General features: G+C 61.1%; 14 protein-coding genes. 4 read left to right on the top strand and 10 right to left on the bottom strand.

Annotation, left to right across the window (positions count from 1 at the left end; translation table 11 throughout):
* Positions 1–130 precede the first annotated feature (130 nt).
* Both IGW03_RS06630 and IGW03_RS06635 read left to right on the top strand, forming a co-directional pair.
* Complete coding sequence (locus tag IGW03_RS06630) at positions 131–1090, top strand: GlxA family transcriptional regulator (protein WP_194721753.1); 960 nt, start codon at positions 131–133, stop codon at positions 1088–1090.
* Positions 1091–1286: 196 nt separating this feature from the next.
* Positions 1287–1655, top strand: coding sequence for a hypothetical protein (locus IGW03_RS06635; protein WP_194721754.1), 369 nt, complete (start codon positions 1287–1289; stop codon positions 1653–1655).
* Between the two features lie 32 nt (positions 1656–1687).
* Here IGW03_RS06635 and IGW03_RS06640 read toward each other — a convergent pair whose 3' ends face one another.
* The 3 genes from IGW03_RS06640 to IGW03_RS06650 are packed head-to-tail and all read right to left on the bottom strand — an operon-like array spanning position 1688 to position 3457.
* Positions 1688–2512: an NAD-dependent protein deacetylase gene (locus IGW03_RS06640; protein WP_194721755.1), complete on the bottom strand. Its 825-nt coding sequence runs from the start codon at positions 2510–2512 to the stop codon at positions 1688–1690.
* Positions 2513–2554: 42 nt separating this feature from the next.
* Positions 2555–3052: a GNAT family N-acetyltransferase gene (locus IGW03_RS06645; protein WP_194721756.1), complete on the bottom strand. Its 498-nt coding sequence runs from the start codon at positions 3050–3052 to the stop codon at positions 2555–2557.
* Between the two features lie 33 nt (positions 3053–3085).
* Positions 3086–3457 carry a bleomycin resistance protein gene (locus IGW03_RS06650; RefSeq protein ID WP_194721757.1) on the bottom strand — a complete coding sequence of 124 codons (372 nt, stop codon included), beginning with the start codon at positions 3455–3457 and terminating at the stop codon, positions 3086–3088.
* A gap of 371 nt (positions 3458–3828) precedes the next feature.
* On the opposite strand from IGW03_RS06650, the gene IGW03_RS06655 reads away from it, so the two are divergent.
* Entirely contained in the window at positions 3829–4557 is a 729-nt protein-coding gene (locus IGW03_RS06655; protein ID WP_194721758.1) for an SGNH/GDSL hydrolase family protein, read from the top strand.
* A 10-nt stretch (positions 4558–4567) separates the two neighbouring features.
* On the opposite strand, the gene opgC is transcribed toward IGW03_RS06655, so the two are convergent.
* The 4 genes from opgC to ahpC form a co-directional block, all read right to left on the bottom strand.
* On the bottom strand, positions 4568–5728 hold the full coding sequence (gene opgC, locus IGW03_RS06660) for an OpgC domain-containing protein (RefSeq protein WP_194721759.1): 1161 nt from the start codon (positions 5726–5728) through the stop codon (positions 4568–4570).
* Between the two features lie 232 nt (positions 5729–5960).
* Positions 5961–8498 (bottom strand): TonB-dependent receptor, encoded by a 2538-nt coding sequence (locus IGW03_RS06665; RefSeq protein ID WP_228535147.1) that lies wholly within the window; start codon positions 8496–8498, stop codon positions 5961–5963.
* Between the two features lie 375 nt (positions 8499–8873).
* Positions 8874–10454 (bottom strand): alkyl hydroperoxide reductase subunit F, encoded by a 1581-nt coding sequence (gene ahpF, locus IGW03_RS06670; RefSeq protein ID WP_194721760.1) that lies wholly within the window; start codon positions 10452–10454, stop codon positions 8874–8876.
* A 203-nt stretch (positions 10455–10657) separates the two neighbouring features.
* Positions 10658–11221 (bottom strand): alkyl hydroperoxide reductase subunit C, encoded by a 564-nt coding sequence (gene ahpC / locus IGW03_RS06675; RefSeq protein ID WP_194721761.1) that lies wholly within the window; start codon positions 11219–11221, stop codon positions 10658–10660.
* A gap of 684 nt (positions 11222–11905) precedes the next feature.
* Here ahpC and IGW03_RS06680 point away from each other — a divergent pair.
* Positions 11906–13828 carry a sigma-54-dependent Fis family transcriptional regulator gene (locus IGW03_RS06680; RefSeq protein WP_438943626.1) on the top strand — a complete coding sequence of 641 codons (1923 nt, stop codon included), beginning with the start codon at positions 11906–11908 and terminating at the stop codon, positions 13826–13828.
* 271 nt (positions 13829–14099) lie between these two features.
* On the opposite strand, the gene IGW03_RS06685 is transcribed toward IGW03_RS06680, so the two are convergent.
* From IGW03_RS06685 to IGW03_RS06695, 3 genes are all read right to left on the bottom strand, one after another.
* On the bottom strand, positions 14100–14696 hold the full coding sequence (locus IGW03_RS06685) for a cytochrome b (protein WP_194721762.1): 597 nt from the start codon (positions 14694–14696) through the stop codon (positions 14100–14102).
* On the bottom strand, positions 14675–15637 hold the full coding sequence (locus tag IGW03_RS06690; protein WP_228535149.1) for a beta-propeller fold lactonase family protein: 963 nt from the start codon (positions 15635–15637) through the stop codon (positions 14675–14677). Before IGW03_RS06690 ends, IGW03_RS06685 begins: the two co-directional genes overlap by 22 nt.
* A gap of 88 nt (positions 15638–15725) precedes the next feature.
* The gene (locus IGW03_RS06695; RefSeq protein ID WP_194721763.1) at positions 15726–17816 is read right to left on the bottom strand and encodes a TonB-dependent receptor family protein; all 2091 of its coding nucleotides are present in this window, start codon (positions 17814–17816) and stop codon (positions 15726–15728) included.
* Positions 17817–18342 lie beyond the last annotated feature (526 nt).

The following is an 18342-nucleotide window of genomic DNA, read 5'->3' on the forward strand; positions in this document are numbered from 1 at the left end:
TGCGCCGGATCGGCGTTGTCTCACATGACATAAAAGCCTCCTTTTCGGACAAACGCGTTCTTGTCGTCGCGCAGAGATTTTCATCGCCTGTGGTACAGTGCCCCGGTTGAAACCCTCGAATCAGGACATCATGCGCGCACGTATCGGACTGGTGGTTTTTCCCGGTTTCCAGGCACTGGACCTGGCAACGCTGACCGTATTCGAAGCGGCGAACCTGATTCACCAGCCGGCACCCTATGATGTCGTCGTGCTGTCGCAGGCGGGCGGCACGGTAAGGAGCTCCTCCGGCATTGATGTGGAAACTTATGCGATCAGCCGCAGACGCTGCGACACCCTGATCGTCGCCGGCGCAACCATCCTGCAAGACCCCGAGCCCGCACTGATCACCCAGCTCAGGAAAGCGGCGCGCGTGACGCGCCGTATCGCCGCTACCTGTACTGGCGCCTTCATCCTTGCCGAGGCAGGACTGCTCGACGAACGCCGCGCCACCACGCACTGGGCCCTGGCGCGCGAACTGCAGATGCGCTATCCGAACATCAAGGTCGATGAAGACAAGATCTACATCAAGGATGGCCCGGTATGGACTTCCGCCGGCATGACGGCCTGCCTCGACCTGGCGGTCGCCCTGGTGGAGGCGGACCTGGGGTCTGACCTCGCCAAGGCGGTGGCGCGCAAGCTGGTGATCTATCATCGGCGCTCCGGCGGACAGTCGCAGTTTTCCGCGCTGTCGGAACTGGAACCGAATTCGGACCGCGTGCGCGAGGCCTTGCGGTATGCGCGGGAGCACCTGCAGGAAGACCTGAGCGTGGAACAGCTCGCCGAGCATGTCCATTGGAGCCCCCGGCATTTCAGCCGCGTGTTCCAGGCGCAGACCGGCATGGCGCCGGCCAAGGCGATCGAGAAGCTGCGCCTGGAAGCGGCGAGGGCCATGATCGAAGACGGACATTCCTCGGTGGCGAAGATTGCCGCCGTCACCGGTTTCGGCGATGAAGAACGAATGCGGCGCGCATTCGTCAGGACGCTCGGACAGCCGCCCAAGGCTTTCGTGCATCAAGCCCGCGCCAGGCAGGACAACGTCTATCTGAATTGATTGCGGTTTGTGCCCCGTTCAATGCATGCATCGTGGGTATGCCGCCGTACCTGCAAATTCGAGCTTTCCTGAAGGAACTGCCTCACCGCTGCAGCGGTCATAAGCCTTTCTTTCAAGACATTGCATCCAGATCCATGCGCATGCCGTTCTGTCTAGCCAGGCAGGCAGCGCCGGCGCTCGATCACGAAACCGCTTTATGAAAAAACAGAAGAAATCCGGCGGCAAGAGCCGCCGCCAGCAGGGAAATCCGCAAGTTCACCGAAAAACAGGCCAGCAGCCCGAGCGCGAAAGCCCGGCACAATCCGAAAAGATCCATGATTCCCGGTCCCGGGAAAAGACCGCCCAGCATCCTCAGGCTCGCCGCAAACCGGCACGGGCCGACGATGAACAAAAGCGCAAGCTCTGGGACCGCAAGCAGGAAGAACTCGCCGCCCGCCGGACCGCGGCCGAAGCGCGGCGCGTGGAAGAGGAGAATGCCCGCAGGCACAAGGCGAAAATTGTCTGGAGTTCGGCAGGCATCGGTATCGCGGCGCTGGCTGGAGCGCTCGCCTGGTATCTTCTGTGAAGACGATCCGGCTTACTTCCAGACTTCCGCTTTCAACCCAGCCGGTCCACGAGTGCCGGCAATATCTGCTCCGCCTCGGCGTCCACCTTGAATGACAGCAGATGATCGGCGCGCGTCTTGCCAAGATTGATCGCCGCGATCGGCTTGCCCGCTTCCGCCGCCATCCTGCACAAGCGAAAACTCGACAGGACCATCAGCGACGAGCCGATGACAAGCACGCCATCGGCTTCCTGCAGTTTCGACTCGGCCCGTTCGGCGCATGCGCGCGGTACGCCGTCGCCGAAGAAGACGACATCCGGCATCAGCATGCCGCCGCAATGCGTGCATGCGGGAAGATGGAAGTCGTGCAGGAAATCCGGTTCCAGGTGCGCATCGCCGTCCGGCGCAGGCGCTGCAGCGATCTCCGCCATGAAGGGATTCAATGCTTCCAGCATGGCCTGAATGGCGGCGCGTTCGAAGCCCGCTCCGCAGGCAAGGCAGCGTACGCGATGAATGCTGCCGTGCAGTTCCACCACATCGCGGCTGCCCGCGCGCTGGTGCAGGCCGTCGACATTCTGGGTCACGAGGCCGGCGAGCCGGCCGCACGCTTCCAGCTGCGCAACGCTGCGATGTCCGGCATTGGGCTGTGCCTTCGACAGCAACGGCCAGCCGATCATGCTTCTTGCCCAATAGCGCTGGCGCACGGCTTCCGAACTGCGGAACTGCGGCCCTTCGATCGGTGCGCGGCCCCTGCGCACGCCTTCCCTGTCGCGATAGCCGGGGATGCCGGACGCCGTGCTCATGCCCGCGCCGGTCAGCACGAGGAGGCGATCATGGCGCTGCAGGAACAGGCTGAGTTCTTCGGCGGGCTCGTTCATCGCTTCGCTTCAGTTTCGCTTCAGTTTCGCTTTGGTTTGGCTTCAGTTTGCGGCGTCGTCGAGGAAGCGATGCATCACATAGGCATCGACATGGCCGAGCGAGGGATGCTGGAAGGCTTTCGGCAAGGTGCCCGCGATCTTGAAGCCGAGACTTTGCCACAGACGCACCGCACGCTCGTTGGTGCTGACGACGAAATTGAATTGCATGGCAAGAAATCCCGCAGCCTTCGCCTCGCGCAGGCAATGTTCGCCCATCGTCCTGCCGGCTCCCTTCCGAGCATATGCGGGATCGACCATGAAGGACGCATTGGCCACATGCGCACCGCGGTCGCGCTGATTGGCCACCAGCTTGTACATGCCGACGATCTTGCCATCGTCTTCGGCGACATAGGTCTTGATGTCCTTGCCGAACCAGTAATCGAATGCGGTTTGCCTGCTGGCATCGGCAGCGAAGACGTAGGTGCTTCCTTCGGCAACGACGGCATGAAAAATGGGCCACATCGACGTGAAATCGGACTCGAAGGCTTTGCGGATATGCATGCGGTTCTCTTTCTACTTTTTATACTTGTCTGCCTATGCAGCTGGTGAACTGCGCCCGGGCAGATCTTCGCCGAATTTCAGCAGGTTGCCGTGCGGATCGATCACATGGCATTCCTTCATGCCCCATGGCTGGATCACGGGCGGCTGCATCTGGAGGCCATTGCGCGAAAACTCTTCATACAGCTTCTGCGCATCGGCCACCCTGACGTAGCAGGAGGTGTTTTCTGCAATGCGCCGCTCGCTGCACAGCCAGAAATGAATTTCGCAACCGTCACGCCGCACGATTGCGTAGTCGTCATAACGGGCTGCTGTGGCGAAGCCGAGGCGCTCGCCATAGAACGCGATCGAGGCATCGATATCGAGCGATGCCAGTACCGGTATGGTGCTTGCAATTTGACGGGTCATTGTGCGGCTTTCCTGTGCAGTGCCGTTGTGCGCTCTACATACGGCATGGCGATGGACAACATCGTTAAGCGAAGATTGCAGGCGTGCATTAAAACACATGACATCGTTTCGCGCTGACCAGGTGTTAACGCCGACTGCAACCATGCCGGGTTTTATGCTTTTGAAAAGGAATAGGGAGCTTCTTTTTTACAGCCGGAAATTTAATGCACGATGGTGTGGCAAAGCTGCCGATACGATGTATTTATTTTGCAGGTTTTTCCCGCAAGGTCTTTTCTTATACATAGTCTGCCCCTATCATAGGCCCATCCCCATTCGTCAATCCGGCAGTGCCGTCACCCCCGACGCCACCGCAATTACCGAGCTTGTATCCAATGAAAAGACTCCATGCCCTCCTGCTTTCCGGTCTGTTTTCCTTGGCAGCCGCGCCCGTATTCAGCCAGACCCTGTCGAGCGTTCCGGCTTCCCTCGCGGCAATCGATCCCAAGTGGGCATCAAGCTTTGCTGCCTTTGACGAAGCGGACAAGCTGAAAACCCCGGCGCCTGGCGGAGTGCTGTTCGTCGGCAGTTCGTCGATCCGGCTGTGGGATGGATTGGAAACGCAGTTCGAGTCGCTGCCTCTGGTGGTCAAGCGCGGTTTCGGCGGTTCGCGCATGGAAGACTGCAAGGCCTACCTCAGCCGCCTGGTGGTGCCTTACAAGCCGCGCATGGTGCTGGTGTATGCCGGCGATAACGATCTGGCCGAGGGACGTACTCCGCAGCAGGTATTGGAGAGTTTCAAGTCCTTCGTCAAGGGCGTGCGCGCCGAACTGCCCGATACCCGGATTGCCTATATTTCCATCAAGCCCAGTCCTTCGCGTGCTGCTCTGATGCCGAGCATCCGCGAAACCAATTCGCTGATCAGGGACTTTGTCGGCGCTACCGACAATGCAGACTATATCGACATCTTCTCGCCGATGCTGAGCAACGCCGGCACGCCGCGGGCGGAATTGTTCCGCGAGGATGCGCTGCATCTCAACGCGAAGGGATATGCCCTCTGGCGCTCGGTGATTTCCGCTCATCTGCCCGCCCGCCTGACGGCCACCAGCGCCAGCCTGAATTGATTTTCAATCCTTAATTCGAAGAGGGCTTCGATGCCGGTGCCGCCTGCATCTTGGCCCTGTGCTTGGGATTGCTCTCCTTGTCGATCATCAGCGTGATCACCGCGGTGACGTAGAGTATCGCCAGCCCGGCCGCCATCAGCATCACATCGACCATGATGCCGCGGTCGGGCGTACTTTCGCCATAGAACGACAGCGCCAGCAATACCACGACCAGATGGGCGCAGAACACCGGCAGGGATGCCGCGCCCAGCGTCTCCAGCACACCGATGCGCGGTATGCGTTCCTTCAGGCGGTCGCCAAAATGCATGATCAGAATCACCATCGCAAAGAAGTTGATCAGGCGGAAGGGACCGAGATGCCATTTGTCGAACAGATGATTGATGATGCTGTCGCCATGGATGGGCACCTGCCCGGCAACGTAGCGCCACACCAGCATGACGGCCGCATACACGACGCATACGGCAATGAGTGCCGTGGGAAAGGGCTTGCGGTTCTTCAACTCGCCCTTGGCCATCTTTGCGCCCATCCATAATCCGAGCACCCAGAGAAACTGCCATGCATAGGTTTCGAAGGACCCTGTCTCCCGGTACGGCACCTGAAAGTCGGTCAGGATCACGAAGACCATATAAAGGGTTTCCGAAATCTGGGTCTGCGCCATGATCCATAGGGCGATGCTGAGGGCAAAGATGCCCTGCCAGCCGCGCCGCAGGCCGTATTCGAGGATCAGCGGACTGAGTAGCATGAACATGATGTACAGCGGCAGGATATCGAGCAGCGGCGGATTGTAGATCAGCAGCAAGCCGCCCCACAAGCCAGCCAGCGGCTGGCTCAGATAGAAGCCGAGCAGATTGGTCAGCGCATGCTGGTCGCGCAGCAGGCCGACTGTCGCGATCACGCTGAACAGGAACAGCAGCATCGCTGCATGGCAGGCGTAGATCTTGAGCGCACGGGCGATAAAGGCGTTGCGCATGGCAGGAATGCCGTCGCGCAACCCCTTGCCGGTATACACCATGCCCGCCATGAAAGCCGACAGCATGACGAAGCCTTCAGCGGCGGAAACAAAGCCGAAGGGTTGGCTCAGCATGCTGGAGAATCGCGTCGGCAAGTGCGTGACGAACATCAGGATCAACATCAGGCCCCGCAGCATGTCGAGGTCCCAGAGGCGATTCATCGGCTTCTCCTTGGTGAAACAGCAGGTTACTGCGTATTAATGATGCCTGCCGTTCACAAGCAGGTAATTTCCTGCTTCAAGCATAAGGGATGATTCTTCGCGTTATTTTGATATTGCTTCGGTTAACGTCATGTAACTTACATTGCATGTTTGCAGCAGGGACAAGCACTTGTTCCATGTTAAAGGCTTGATACTTCGCTTTCGTTGGGGTATCGCATAATCCCGGGCAACATCACTCGAAGCGATAGCGCATGCCTGCCCATATCAGGCGCGGCGCGCCCGGCGCATAAAACGCGGAATGTTGGAGTCCAAATTCTCCTCCGACTGCGGGAAAGGGCCGGGCAATGAAGTTGCCGGCATTGTCGAAGCCCGTCGGACCGAGCTGTGCCGAAGTCGCATAGCGCCGGTCGAACAGATTGTTGATCTGCAGCCGCAACTCGGTCTGTCTTGTCGCCTGATAACTGCCGCCGAAATTGAAGATGGCATAGCCGGCGGTCTTCCCCGAACCAAGGTAGTACTGCCCGTCGGGCCGATGCCGGCCGTTCTCGTTGCCCCTTGCAATCACGCCTGACATGGCGAGCATGTCGACACCGACATTGACCTGCGGCGTCGCCTGGTAATCGATCGCCACCTTCAGCATGTGGCGCGGCACCAGAGGCAGTCGATTGCCGGGTTCGATCCCGATGATTCCGTCCACGCCGGGCACGCCTTCCCGTGCGGCGGCGTTGCTGCTGTTGCTCGAGCCGTTGACGGTTTCCCTGCTGCGGAAGGTCGCATCCAGAAAGGTGTAATTGGCGCTGGCGTTGACCAGGCCAAAGCGCTTGCCCATGCCGAGCTCAATTCCCTGACGCCGCGTCTTTCCGAAGTTCCTGAAATAGCCATAGCCCGCCTGGTCATCCGCGACGAACAGTATGTCGTCGGCATTCCGGGCACGGAACAATCCGGCATTCCAGTGAAACGATTGTTCCTGCCCGCGGATGCCGGCCTCCCAGGTTCGCGTGACCACCTGCTTCAGCGGCGGATCTCCGGCCATGGCATTGGGCAATTTGCACGGCTGGTCGGGGTTTGCGCATCCGAGCTCGATCGAACTCGGCGTGCGCGTGCCTTCGTTATAGCCGGCATACACATTCACCGCCTTCGTCGGTGAAAAGGTCAGGCCGATGGCCGGATTCAGGCGGCTGTAGCGATGGTTCGCGCCTAGGGACTGCGGGCCGGACGGCGTGATGCGGTCACGCGTGCTCACTGCCGTATGGTTATAACGCCCGGACACAATCAGGTGCAGCCTGTCATTGAAAGAGAAGGTGTCGGCCGCGTAAAGGCTCCAGATACGCTGGCGGCCGTTGATGTCGACACGTGTGTCGAAGGGCTCGCCATCGACATTGCCGCCGCTTGCGCCGTCACCGAAGGCATTGACGCCGGTCACGCTGCGGTCAGGGTTGAGATAGCCAAGCTGGCTGGACTGGCGAAAGTTGACCCGGCTTCCGTTGAATGCGGCACCGCCGGTGAACTGATTGCGCCTTCCGGCGAGTTTTCCTTCCAGGCTGAACTGGCCGTTCACGCCATAATTGGATTGTTCGGTCGCGGTGCGGTTGATGAGGCCGTTGCATTTTTCCGCAGGCTCGTCGGCCAGCAGCGCCTGGCCTATGCACCGCCAGAATGGAAACGGCATGGTTGCCGCGCTTGCGCCGCTGGCCGGAAAGCCGCTGTAGCCTGCGGCTGCGAGCGCTGCGCGTTCAGCGGCGCTCGGCTGGTACACCGCCTGGTCCAGCGAATCTTCATTGATGTCGCCGTTATAGGTGCCGGTCACGATGCGCCGGTAGTAGGCATTCCCTGACAAGGTCACGCCGTTCGTCAATTCGTGCGTTCCTTCGAAGTTCAGCAGCGTGGCTCGGTTGCCGGTGATATCGGGCCTGGTGTAGACGCTGCGCCAGTCCCTTTGCAGGAAGCGCTGCTCCTGCAGCCCGTTTCCCTTGAGCGTATTGTCGGCATGCGCAAGACTCAGGTTCAACAGGGTGCCTGCGTCGCGCCAGCCGAGTTTGCCGAAGAGCTGTCCTACCCTGGAGTCGGAGTCATTTCGCCAGCCGTCGTCACGGTACAGGTTTCCGCTGACGAACCATCCCAGGCCATGGGCATTGCTGCCTCCATGCTCCAGTTCGATGGAGCGCCTGCCATGCGAGCCGACGGTTCCCATGATGGAGGTGCCCGGGGCATCGAAGCCGCTCCTGGTCTCGATGGACAATGCACCACCCAGTGTATTCAGCCCGAACAGGGGATTCGAGCCGGGAACCAGTGTCATGGACTTGATCGCGTTCCTGGGAATCAGGTCCCAGCTCACCACGTCGCCGAATGCCTGATTCATGCGCACGCCATCCATGTAGACTGAGAGTCCCTGCGGCGTGCCGAGCAACGGCGATGCGGTATAGCCCCGGTAGCTGACGTCGGGCTGGAAGGGATTGCCTTGGTTTTCGTTGACATGGACGCTGCCGAAGCGCCGGTTCATGAAATCGCCGAGATGCAGGGCGCCGCTGGCGCGCAGTTCGGACTCCGTCGCGGTCTGGACCGGGGCCGGAACCTCGCTCAGCGGGACGGCCAAACCAGGCAAGGGCCGGGTGCCGGTGACCATGACTTCAGGAAGCGTTGCGTCCTGTGACCAGGCAAGCGGCGGCAGGCCGATAAGCCCGCATGCCGCCATTGCACTGAGAAGAATGCTCGGGTGCGGTGCGATGCGCAAGGCGGCCGCCGCGTTGGGCCTGGAAAATGGCTTGCTCATTGTTTCCTTGAATGGACAGGATCGGCAATTGTTGTTGCAATAGCCAATGAGCAATTCCTGTACCCATCACTGCCGCAGTCAATGCACTGCGCTTGCATCCGCGCGCCACACTGCTGTGCACGAAGAGGAAATTGACGGGGCCGCCTAAAGCGTGATCGGCTTTACGCTTTGCGACACGTGATGCAGATTGTGACGTTGTTGTTCCACTCTGGCACAAGCTCCGATAAACGCGCCATGTCCGGAAAGCTTCCGCGTCGCCGCGCGTTTCGACATAATAAAAAGCCGCCCCGGACGAATCCGGGGCGGCTTTGCGCTACTTACTTACACGTTGTCTGCGCCGCGCCGATCGGCGTCTTGACATGCTCGCTCCCTGGCTTAGGCGGCTACCGCAACACTGTCTTCAGCCGGCGCGGAGGTGCGGATCAGGTGATCGAAGGCGCTCAGTGCCGCCTTGGAACCTTCACCCATCGCGATCACGATCTGCTTGTACGGCACCGTGGTGACGTCGCCGGCCGCGAACACGCCGGGCACCGATGTCTGGCCGCGCGCATCCACCTCGATCTCGCCGCGGTTGCTGAGCGCCACCGTGCCCTTGAGCCAGTCGGTGTTCGCCAGCAGGCCGATCTGTACGAAGATGCCCTCGAGTTCAACCTTGTGCTCTTCGCCGCTGCTGCGGTCCTTGTAGCGCAGGCCGTTGACCTTGGCGCCGTCGCCGGTCACTTCGGTAGTCTGCGCATTCAGGATCACCTTCACGTTCGGCAGGCTGTGCAGCTTGCGCTGCAGGACCGCGTCGGCGCGCAGCTTGGTGTCGAATTCGAGCAAGGTCACATGGGCGACGATGCCGGCCAGGTCGATGGCCGCCTCAACGCCGGAGTTGCCGCCGCCGATGACCGCGACGCGCTTGCCCTTGAACAGCGGGCCGTCGCAGTGCGGGCAGTAGGCCACGCCCTTGTTGCGGTATTCCTTCTCGCCCGGCACGTTCATTTCGCGCCACCGTGCGCCGGTCGCCAGCACCACGCTCTTGGCTTTCAGGCTCGCGCCGCTGGCCAGCTTGACTTCGATGATATCGCCCGGCACCAGCGCGGAAGCGCGCTGCAGGTTCATCACGTCGACGTCATAGGTCTTGACGTGCTGCTCCAGCGCGGTCGCCAGCTTCGGTCCTTCGGTTTCCTTGACGGAGATGAAGTTTTCGATGCCCATGGTGTCGAGCACCTGGCCGCCGAAACGCTCGGCGACGACGCCGGTACGGATGCCCTTGCGCGCAGAGTAGATCGCCGCCGATGCGCCGGCGGGGCCGCCGCCGACCACCAGCAGGTCGAACACGTCCTTCTGGCCGATCTTGGCGGCTTCGCGGGCTGCTGCGCCGGTATCGAGCTTGGCGAGGATTTCTTCCAGGCCCATGCGGCCCTGGCCGAAGGTTTCGCCGTTGAGGAAGACGGTCGGCACGGCCATGATCTGGCGTGCATTGACTTCATCCTGGAACAGCGCGCCGTCGATCATCACGTGGCGGATCTTCGGGTTGATGACCGCCATCAGGTTCAGCGACTGCACGACTTCCGGGCAGTTCTGGCAGGACAGCGAGATGTAGGTTTCGAACAGGTATTCGCCGTCGAGATTGCGGATCTGCTCCAGCACGTCGGCATCGGCCTTGGGCGGATGACCGCCCACCTGCAGCAGCGCCAGCACCAGCGAAGTGAATTCATGGCCCATCGGAATGCCGGCGAAACGGATGCCCATGTCGCTGCCGGTGCGGTTCAGCGAGAACGAAGGCGCGCGCTCGCCGTCGCCGCGGCGCTCGGTCAGCGTGATGCGCGGGGACAGTTCCGCGATTTCCTTGAGCAGCTCGTGCATTTCGCGCGATTTGTCGCTGTCGTCGAGCGATGCCGCGATGTCGATCGGCTGCGTAACTTTTTCGAGATATGCCTTCAGTTGATTCTTCAAGTTGGTGTCCAGCATCTTGGCCTCTCAGAGTGTTTGTACTTTGTATGTACGTTAAGTATGTACTTTGTGAGTACGACAATTTTTGCGGGTGCAGTTCCACCGCCGGATCAGCCTGGGCTTTCCGGATCAACAGGTTGATCGGGGAGTGGTACTGCCGCGGGGCGCGGTGCTCTGCGCCCCGGAGGAAGCTGCGCCGGTTCGACGCAGCCGGTGAAGATTTAGATCTTGCCGACGAGGTCGAGCGACGGAGCCAGCGTTTCTGCGCCCGGTGTCCACTTGGCGGGGCAAACTTCGCCCGGGTGCGATGCAACGTACTGGGCTGCCTGAACCTTGCGCAGCAGTTCCTTCGCGTCGCGGCCGATACCGTTGTCATGGATTTCGCACAGCTTGATCTGGCCTTCCGGATTGATGACGAAAGTGCCGCGCAGTGCCAGGCCCTCTTCCTCGATCATGACGTCGAAGTTGCGGGTGATGGCGCCGGTCGGATCGCCGATCAGCGGATAGCGGATCTTGGCGATGGTTTCCGATGTGTCGTGCCATGCCTTGTGGGTGAAGTGGGTGTCGGTGGACACGCCGTAGACTTCCACGCCGAGGGACTTGAAGGTGTCATAGTTGTCGGCCAGATCGCCGAGTTCGGTCGGGCAGACGAATGTGAAGTCGGCCGGATAGAACACCACCACGGACCATTTGCCCTTCAGATCTGCGTCGGAAACCTGCACGAACTTGCCATTGTGGTAAGCAGTCGCGTTGAATGGTTTAACTTGTGTGTTGATCAGAGACATGGTTTTTCTCTCTTTGTTGAAGAAGTTGGAGTAGTCGTATGATAGCCGCAATCAATCGCGGCGTGAAATTGATAGTCTGAATCAGACTGATAGGCAAGCTATATTGGCTGATTGGCTTTTTATATTACCATCTGTCCACAAGCATCGCCCGCGACCACAGTCTGCACTTAGTCAGTGTCCGGCTCCTCGAATTCCCTCCTCTTCCATGGCTTTTCTTCATCAGGCCGAGAGGCGATGCCTATCGGTATTTTCTTCACCGTTCTCCAAATTGTTTTCAATTGCGCAAGGTTTGGCATTTGGAACGGCTTTTGCTCAACGTCAGACACCATCAAGACACAAGTGACGCGCAAGGATTGACGCCGCGGCAAGCAGGAACACCGGCGACCGCCTGCTGCAAGGGAAATTTGCAGGTTTCAACGGAATCCGCGGTGTATGATCCGTCAAGCATGCGCGCACGAACATAAGTGCCTGCAACCGGCAGCGATTTTGCAGCTGCAACACTGCTCCAAATTGACACAGCGTCACAATTTGGAACACCGGTTGAACAGGCCGAACGCAGGCAATCCTGCAAAGGAGACAACGGTGGACGACAGAAAAGCGGAAATGCCGATGGCAGTCGGCGAACTCCTTGCGCGGGCCGCGCAGCCGGTACGGCAAACCCATGCCGCAGCAGCAAGATTTGGCATGCTTCCTGCTGAAGACCACGGCATCATGGTAGAAAAATCACACGAGCGTTCCGCTGCGTACGGGCTCAGTACGATCGATAATCCCGACTTCAATCCACTGACGCGCTCCGATCTCTCGCTGGTGATCGAACAGAACCAGGCGCTGCATACCTACGCGCTGCCGGTCATGGAAACGCTGTACGAGCAGATCGTCAACACGCACAACATGGTGATCCTGACCGACGCCCAGGGCGTCATCATGCACACGCTGGGGGACGACGATTTCCTGGAGAAAGCCAATCGCGTGGCGCTGACGCCGGGTGTGGCCTGGTCCGAACAGCGCCGCGGCACCAATGCGATCGGCACCGCGATCGCCGAGGGCGTGCCGACGCTGGTCAATGCCGACGAACACTATCTGCGGGCCAATCACATTCTCACCTGTTCGGCGGCGCCCATTTTCGACCCGCGCGGCGCGGTCATCGGGGTGCTCGACGTCACCGGCGACTGCCAGTCCTTCCATCGCCATACGATGGCGCTGGTGCGCATGTCGGCGCAAATGATCGAGAACCAGCTGTTCGCGGCAGCCTATCAGGACGGCATCACGCTGCATTTCCACAGCCGCCCGGAATTCATCGGCACGCTGATGGAGGGCATCGTTTCCTTCACGCCGGGCGGACGTTTCATTGCGGCCAACCGCAGCGCCATGTTCCAGCTTGGCCTGACGCCGCAGGCGCTCAGCGTGCACACTCTCAATTCCCTGTTCGGCCTCGGCGTCTCGGCCCTGTTCGATCATTACCGGACCGCCGCGCCCAGCCTGCTCAACATGTGCCTGCCCAGCGGCGTGCGCGTCTTTGCTCGCGCGTCGGTCAGGCTGAGCAACGGCTCGATCCACGGCGCCGGAGCCGATCTCTCGCAGCCCCCGTCGGCGACGCAAGCAAGGCAACCAGGGCAGCACGCCGGTGCCGACGACAGCGACGCCGCAACCCGGCTTTCCAGCCTGCGCTACCTCAACACGGGTGATCCGCAGGTGGCCGCCATCATCACCAAGCTCAACAAGGTGAACGGCCGCGACATTCCCATCCTGATCACCGGCGAAACCGGCACCGGCAAGGAATTGCTTGCGCAGGCGGTGCACAACGACTCGCCGCGCGCGCATGGGCCCTTCGTCGCCGTCAACTGCGCCTCGATTCCCGAGACGCTGATCGAATCCGAACTGTTCGGCTACGAAGACGGCGCCTTCACCGGCGCGCGCAAGAAGGGAAGCACCGGCCGCATCCTGCAGGCCAACGGGGGCACGCTGTTTCTCGACGAGATCGGCGACATGCCGCTGAACCTGCAGGCAAGGCTCTTGCGCGTGCTGCAGGAACGCATGGTGACGCCGCTGGGCAGCGCCAAGTCGATCCCGGTGAATGTGTCGCTGATCTGCGCGACCCACCGCAACCTGCGCGAAATGATCGTCAGGGGCGAATTCCGCGAAGACCTTTACTATCGCCTCAACGGCCTGGTGGTTAAGCTGCCGCCGCTGCGCGAGCGCACCGACTTCGAGATCGTGGTCAGCAAGCTGCTTGCGGCCGAGGGCAACGGTCAGCGCTATTGCGTCGCACCGGACGTGATGCATCTGTTCAAGCAGCACAGCTGGCCGGGCAACTTCCGCCAGCTGACCAACCTGCTGCGCACGGCGATGGTCATGGCCGCCGAGGACGGCGAGATCGGCATGGAGCACCTGCCCGACGATTTTCTCGACGATATGGCGAGCATGAAGAAGGAAAACACCGTGCAGCCTGCGGGGGCCGCGGCTGGGCCGGCGCCGGGACATGCGACGCTGGAGGATGTGGAGCTGATCGCCATTCAGAAAGCGCTGCAGGCGCACGGCGGGAATGTGTCGGCTGCCGCGCGTGCGTTGGGGATTTCGCGCAATACGATCTATCGGAAGATTTGTTGAGGGTGTGGGGATCTGTGTCGTTTCGACAAACCACTTCTAATATTTAGGCGCTGTACTCCCTCCCTTTCAACGGGAGGGTCGGAGTGGGGATGGGGTTCAGCCAAGTCGTTTGAACCCATCCCCCTCCTGGCCTCCCACCTCGCCGGCCGCCCTTGAAAAGGGAGGAACGTTCTTTATTGCTTTACCCCGCACAGTCACTGCTTGCAAGCCGCCCCGACTCTGCAAGCGGAACGCCTGGTTTGTGAAACTCCTGTTACCGTTCCCGCTTTCATCACCGCACCGACATCCGCCGCAGAACATCCCCACCCGAAGTCACCAGGTGATACACCACCGCCAGCAAATGCAACACAATCAGAGCACAAAGCAGCCATGCCACCGCCGCATGCACCTGCCGGAACAGGCCCTGCAGCAGCGGACTCTCCCACCCGAACTGCGGCAGCGCATACCCGAAAAACTTCACCGGATACTTGCCGAAGCTCGACCCCGCAAGACCGAACAGCGGGATCAGCAGCATGCACGCATACAGCAGCCGGTGCGATGCCTGCGCCAGCTTTTCCAGCAGCGCCGAGCGATGCAGTTCCGGCGAAGCAGGCGGCGGCCGTCTCCAGCGCCACGCCAGGCGTACCGCAATCAGCATCAGCGCAACCAGCCCGAGCGACTTGTGCAGGTTGTAGTAGTAAGCCACCTCCGGCGTGCGCTTGGGCAGTTCCACCATGTAGAGCCCCATGCCGATCTGGCCGATCAGCAGGACCGCCATCAGCCAGTGCAGGATGACTGCCGGACGGCTGTAGCGCTCGCTTCGTGCTGCATCGGCACGGCCGCCACCGGCAATCGCAGCCGCCACGTTCACTGTATGACTACGCCCCATGGCAGTTCTCCCACGCTGATTTCCCTGGTCACCTGGCGGCTGTCGGTATCGATCACCGAGACCGAACCCGAGCGGCCGTTGGCCACATAGAGTTTCTTCCCATCCGGCGTAATGGCCATGTTCCATGGGCGCTTGCCGACCGGGATGGTGGTACTGATCTTGTTGTCGGCCACGTCGATCACGCTGACCGTGCCGTCCTTGCCGTTGGAGATATAGACGGTCTTTCCGTCGGGATGCACCGTCACGCCGTTGGAGAAGTTCCCGGCCGGGATACTGGCGACGACCTTCTGCGTGGCGGTGTCGATCGCGTAGACAGTGCTGGCGATCTCGGACGCCACATAGGCGCGGCTGCCGTCGGGCAGGAAACCGATGCCGCGCGGCCTGTCGCCGACCTTGACCGCATTCACCTGCGTGCGCTTGTCGACATCGACGATATCGACCATGTCGGCATCCTCGGCGCTCACGTAGAGCCACTTGCCGTCGGGGCTGAAATGCGCATGCTCGGGATTCTTGCCCTTGGTGGAAACGCTGAAGACGGCCTTGCGGGTCTGCGGCGAAACGAAGCTGACGCTGTTGCTGACCTCGCTTGCGACGACCACCCAGTCTCCTTTGGGCGAAATGCCGACGCCTTCGGGCGATTCCTGCAGCTTGATGCGTTCGGCGACCGCCTGCTTCTCCAGGTCGATGACGATCAGCGAATTGCTGCTCTGATCGCTCACGTACAAGGCCTTGCCGCCATTGCCGATGGCCAGGCCGCGCGGCTTGCCGCCGGTCTTGATGGTGCCGACCACGGTATCGGTGGCCGCATCGATCACCGACACCGTCCCCGATTTTTCATTCGGCACGTAGGCAAACGGCGCGGCCAGCGCCAGCCCGGCATCCATCATCGGCGCGATGGCCGCAACGGCAAGCGTCAGCGTTCCGCGTACAAGCAGTTTCATGAAGTCTCCTCACAGTTTTTAATGTCCTTGCGTACGCGCGCGCTCCGTACCGGCCTCAAGCCGTCCGCTGCAGTTCTCGAACAGGCTCTTAGAGCGAAGCCCGCAAACCGACGAAGAAGCGCCTTCCCGGCGCGGGTTCATAGAAGCGGCGGTTGCCGTCGTTGACGATGACCGACCCCGCATAGTCACGGTCGAACAGGTTGTCGATGCGGCCGAACAGCGTCCAGGTCGTTGCTCCGGCGCGGAACTCCTGCGCGGCCCGCAAGTTGAACACCGCATAGCCGGGCGCAGTCTCGCTGTTGACGTCATCGACATAAGTCTTGCTCTCGGCCCGCATTTCCAGCGCGGTGCTCAATCCCTGCAGCGGGCGCGCCTCGATCTGGGCAAACAGGCTGTGCATCGGCGCGCCGGGCAGGCGGTTGCCCGCGGCGACCGCGCCGCTTCCGCTGGCAAAGCCCTGCTTGAAGCGCGCATCGAGCAGCGTGTACGCAAGCTGCGTGCCGATGCGGCCCATGTCATTGCGCCAGCTTGCCTCGAAGCCGCGGCGTTCGACGCTGTCGATGTTCTGGAAGATCGAGCGGCCGTTCTCGGTGGTCTGCGGCACGATCTCGTCCTTGCTGCGCGCGGTGAAGATGGCCAGATCCACGCTCTGCGCGCCGGAACGCCACTTCATGCCAATCTCGCCCTGGCGGCTTTTCGACGGCTGCAGGCCGAGATTGGGACCGGTGGCCCCGGCCCGGTAGGCGGATTCCGCCAGTGTCGGCGACTCGAAGCCGCGGCCGAGATTGCCGTAGAAGTTGAGATTGTCATTGGCATACCAGACCAGTCCCAGCACCGGACTGGTATTCCGATATTCGACGCTGCCGCTGTCGTTGGGACTGGCCGCAGTAATGTAGCGGTCATCCACGGACAATCGCACGCGGCTCGAGCGCAGGCCGGCGGTCGCCTTCCATTGCTCGGCGAAGGTCCAGTCGACCTGGCCGAATATGTCGACGTTGTTGGCATTGTCGCGCTCGTCGCGGCGCAACGCGCCAGGCGTGCCGTTGTTGTTGACGAAGCCGCGCCGCGTCTGGTCGAGGTCGTCGGCTTCCATGCCCAGTGTCCAGTTGAGCGGCATGCCGCCGGCCTGGGTCGCATGCGTCCAGCTCAGGCCGGCACCGCGGTAGTGATTGTCGAGATCGACCACGCCGCCCGAGGAATTGGCAGCCGCGCCGGAAAACGACAGCGTCTGGAACACCTCGCGCGTGCCGGCATACAGGCGCGCATTGATCGTGTTGCTGCGGTCGAACTTGTGTTCGAACAGCAGGCCCGCCTGTTTCTGCTCGATGGTCTTGCGGGTATCGAAGGTCAGAGCGACGGGCGCCACCTGCCTCGGATTCTGTTCGAACTGCGCACGGGTCAGGCCGAGCGGGTCCTGCGCCAGCGGCTGGTCGAAGATATTGACGATGCCTGTGACCTTGGTGGAGGAGGAAGGCTGCCACAGCACCTTGGCATTGACCTGCGTGCGTTCGGCGGCACTGTGGTCGCGGTAGCCGTCGGTCTCGTAGCGCGAAACATCGAGCAGGCCGCCGAGCGTTTCGGCGCCGCCTGCCAGCGTGAAGCCGACCTGGCGCTGGCCGTCGCTGCCGGCACCGAGTGAAGCGCTGGCATAGGGCTTTTGCGGCGCCAGCGGCGGTTCGGCGGTGAAGACCTGCACCACACCGCCGGCAGCATTGCCGTAGAGCTGGGCGACAGGACCGCGCAGAATTTCGATGCGGCGTGCCGAAGTGAGCGTTGCGGTGGCTGCCTGGCCCTGGCCGTCGGGCATGGTGGCAGGAATGCCGTCGACAAGCACTCGCACGCCGCGCACGCCGAAGGTGGATCGGGTGCCGAAGCCGCGCACCGACAGCTGCAGGTCCTGTGCATAGTTCTGGCGTTCCCGAATTTGTATCCCGGGCACCGTGCCCAGCAGTTCGGAGAGATTGACCAGCGGCGAAGCCGCGCGCAGCGGGTCGACCTGCACGGCGTCGATCGACGCCGGCGCGTCGAAGCGTTTCTGCTCGCTGCGGCTGGCGGAGACGACCACTTCTTCGAGCTGCTTTTCCTGCTGAGCCTTGGCGCCAGCCGCAGCGGTCAGGAGCAGCGCGCCTGTCGATATCGCTGTTGCCACCCTGCGTCCGTGATTGTTGGGTTTATCCATGGAGTCTCATACTCTCGTCGTTGTATTTATCCTGACTAATGCCGGCTTCCATACAGCAAGTAGCATGCCACTTGCATGGAATGCGACGATTCTATGGGACACTGTTACCGACGATTTGCGCGACAACAGCGATTGGCGCTGGCCGTCGGAGAAAGCGACAGGTACCGGTCGTTTTCAAGCCTGCGCCATATGAAAAACGCCCTTTGCTCCATTTCGAAACAGTGCTGTATCAGTCTGATACAACGAATGGGAACGCCGACGGCGGGATTGGCAGTCTCGCGCCCAGATGCCGATTGCATTATTCAATTCCCTGCCCGGAACAGTATGTTGTGGGAATTGAAGGCGTGCCGCAGATCATCACTTACTCGGCGGATTTCTCGAAGAACTAAATCGGGGCGGGAAATACTAATACCGTCGCGAGCCGCGAGAATTGAGTGGACAAAAGGGAAATCAACCATGCTCGGCTCAGAGAATGCTCAGCGATGCCAACAATGTTGTGCACAAGACGCACTTGCCGCACTTGCCA

This window comes from Noviherbaspirillum malthae (genome assembly GCF_015352985.1).
Classification (GTDB): domain Bacteria; phylum Pseudomonadota; class Gammaproteobacteria; order Burkholderiales; family Burkholderiaceae_D; genus Noviherbaspirillum; species Noviherbaspirillum malthae.

Coding starts and splice junctions, on each gene's coding strand:
- IGW03_RS06630 (WP_194721753.1), top strand. CDS start 131: ATGCGCGCACGTATCGGACTGGTGGTTTTTCCCGGTTTCCAGGCACTG.
- IGW03_RS06635 (WP_194721754.1), top strand. CDS start 1,287: ATGAAAAAACAGAAGAAATCCGGCGGCAAGAGCCGCCGCCAGCAGGGA.
- IGW03_RS06640 (WP_194721755.1), bottom strand. CDS start 2,512: ATGAACGAGCCCGCCGAAGAACTCAGCCTGTTCCTGCAGCGCCATGAT.
- IGW03_RS06645 (WP_194721756.1), bottom strand. CDS start 3,052: ATGCATATCCGCAAAGCCTTCGAGTCCGATTTCACGTCGATGTGGCCC.
- IGW03_RS06650 (WP_194721757.1), bottom strand. CDS start 3,457: ATGACCCGTCAAATTGCAAGCACCATACCGGTACTGGCATCGCTCGAT.
- IGW03_RS06655 (WP_194721758.1), top strand. CDS start 3,829: ATGAAAAGACTCCATGCCCTCCTGCTTTCCGGTCTGTTTTCCTTGGCA.
- opgC (WP_194721759.1), bottom strand. CDS start 5,728: ATGAATCGCCTCTGGGACCTCGACATGCTGCGGGGCCTGATGTTGATC.
- IGW03_RS06665 (WP_228535147.1), bottom strand. CDS start 8,498: ATGAGCAAGCCATTTTCCAGGCCCAACGCGGCGGCCGCCTTGCGCATC.
- ahpF (WP_194721760.1), bottom strand. CDS start 10,454: ATGCTGGACACCAACTTGAAGAATCAACTGAAGGCATATCTCGAAAAA.
- ahpC (WP_194721761.1), bottom strand. CDS start 11,221: ATGTCTCTGATCAACACACAAGTTAAACCATTCAACGCGACTGCTTAC.
- IGW03_RS06680 (WP_438943626.1), top strand. CDS start 11,906: ATGCTTCCTGCTGAAGACCACGGCATCATGGTAGAAAAATCACACGAG.
- IGW03_RS06685 (WP_194721762.1), bottom strand. CDS start 14,696: ATGGGGCGTAGTCATACAGTGAACGTGGCGGCTGCGATTGCCGGTGGC.
- IGW03_RS06690 (WP_228535149.1), bottom strand. CDS start 15,637: ATGAAACTGCTTGTACGCGGAACGCTGACGCTTGCCGTTGCGGCCATC.
- IGW03_RS06695 (WP_194721763.1), bottom strand. CDS start 17,816: ATGGATAAACCCAACAATCACGGACGCAGGGTGGCAACAGCGATATCG.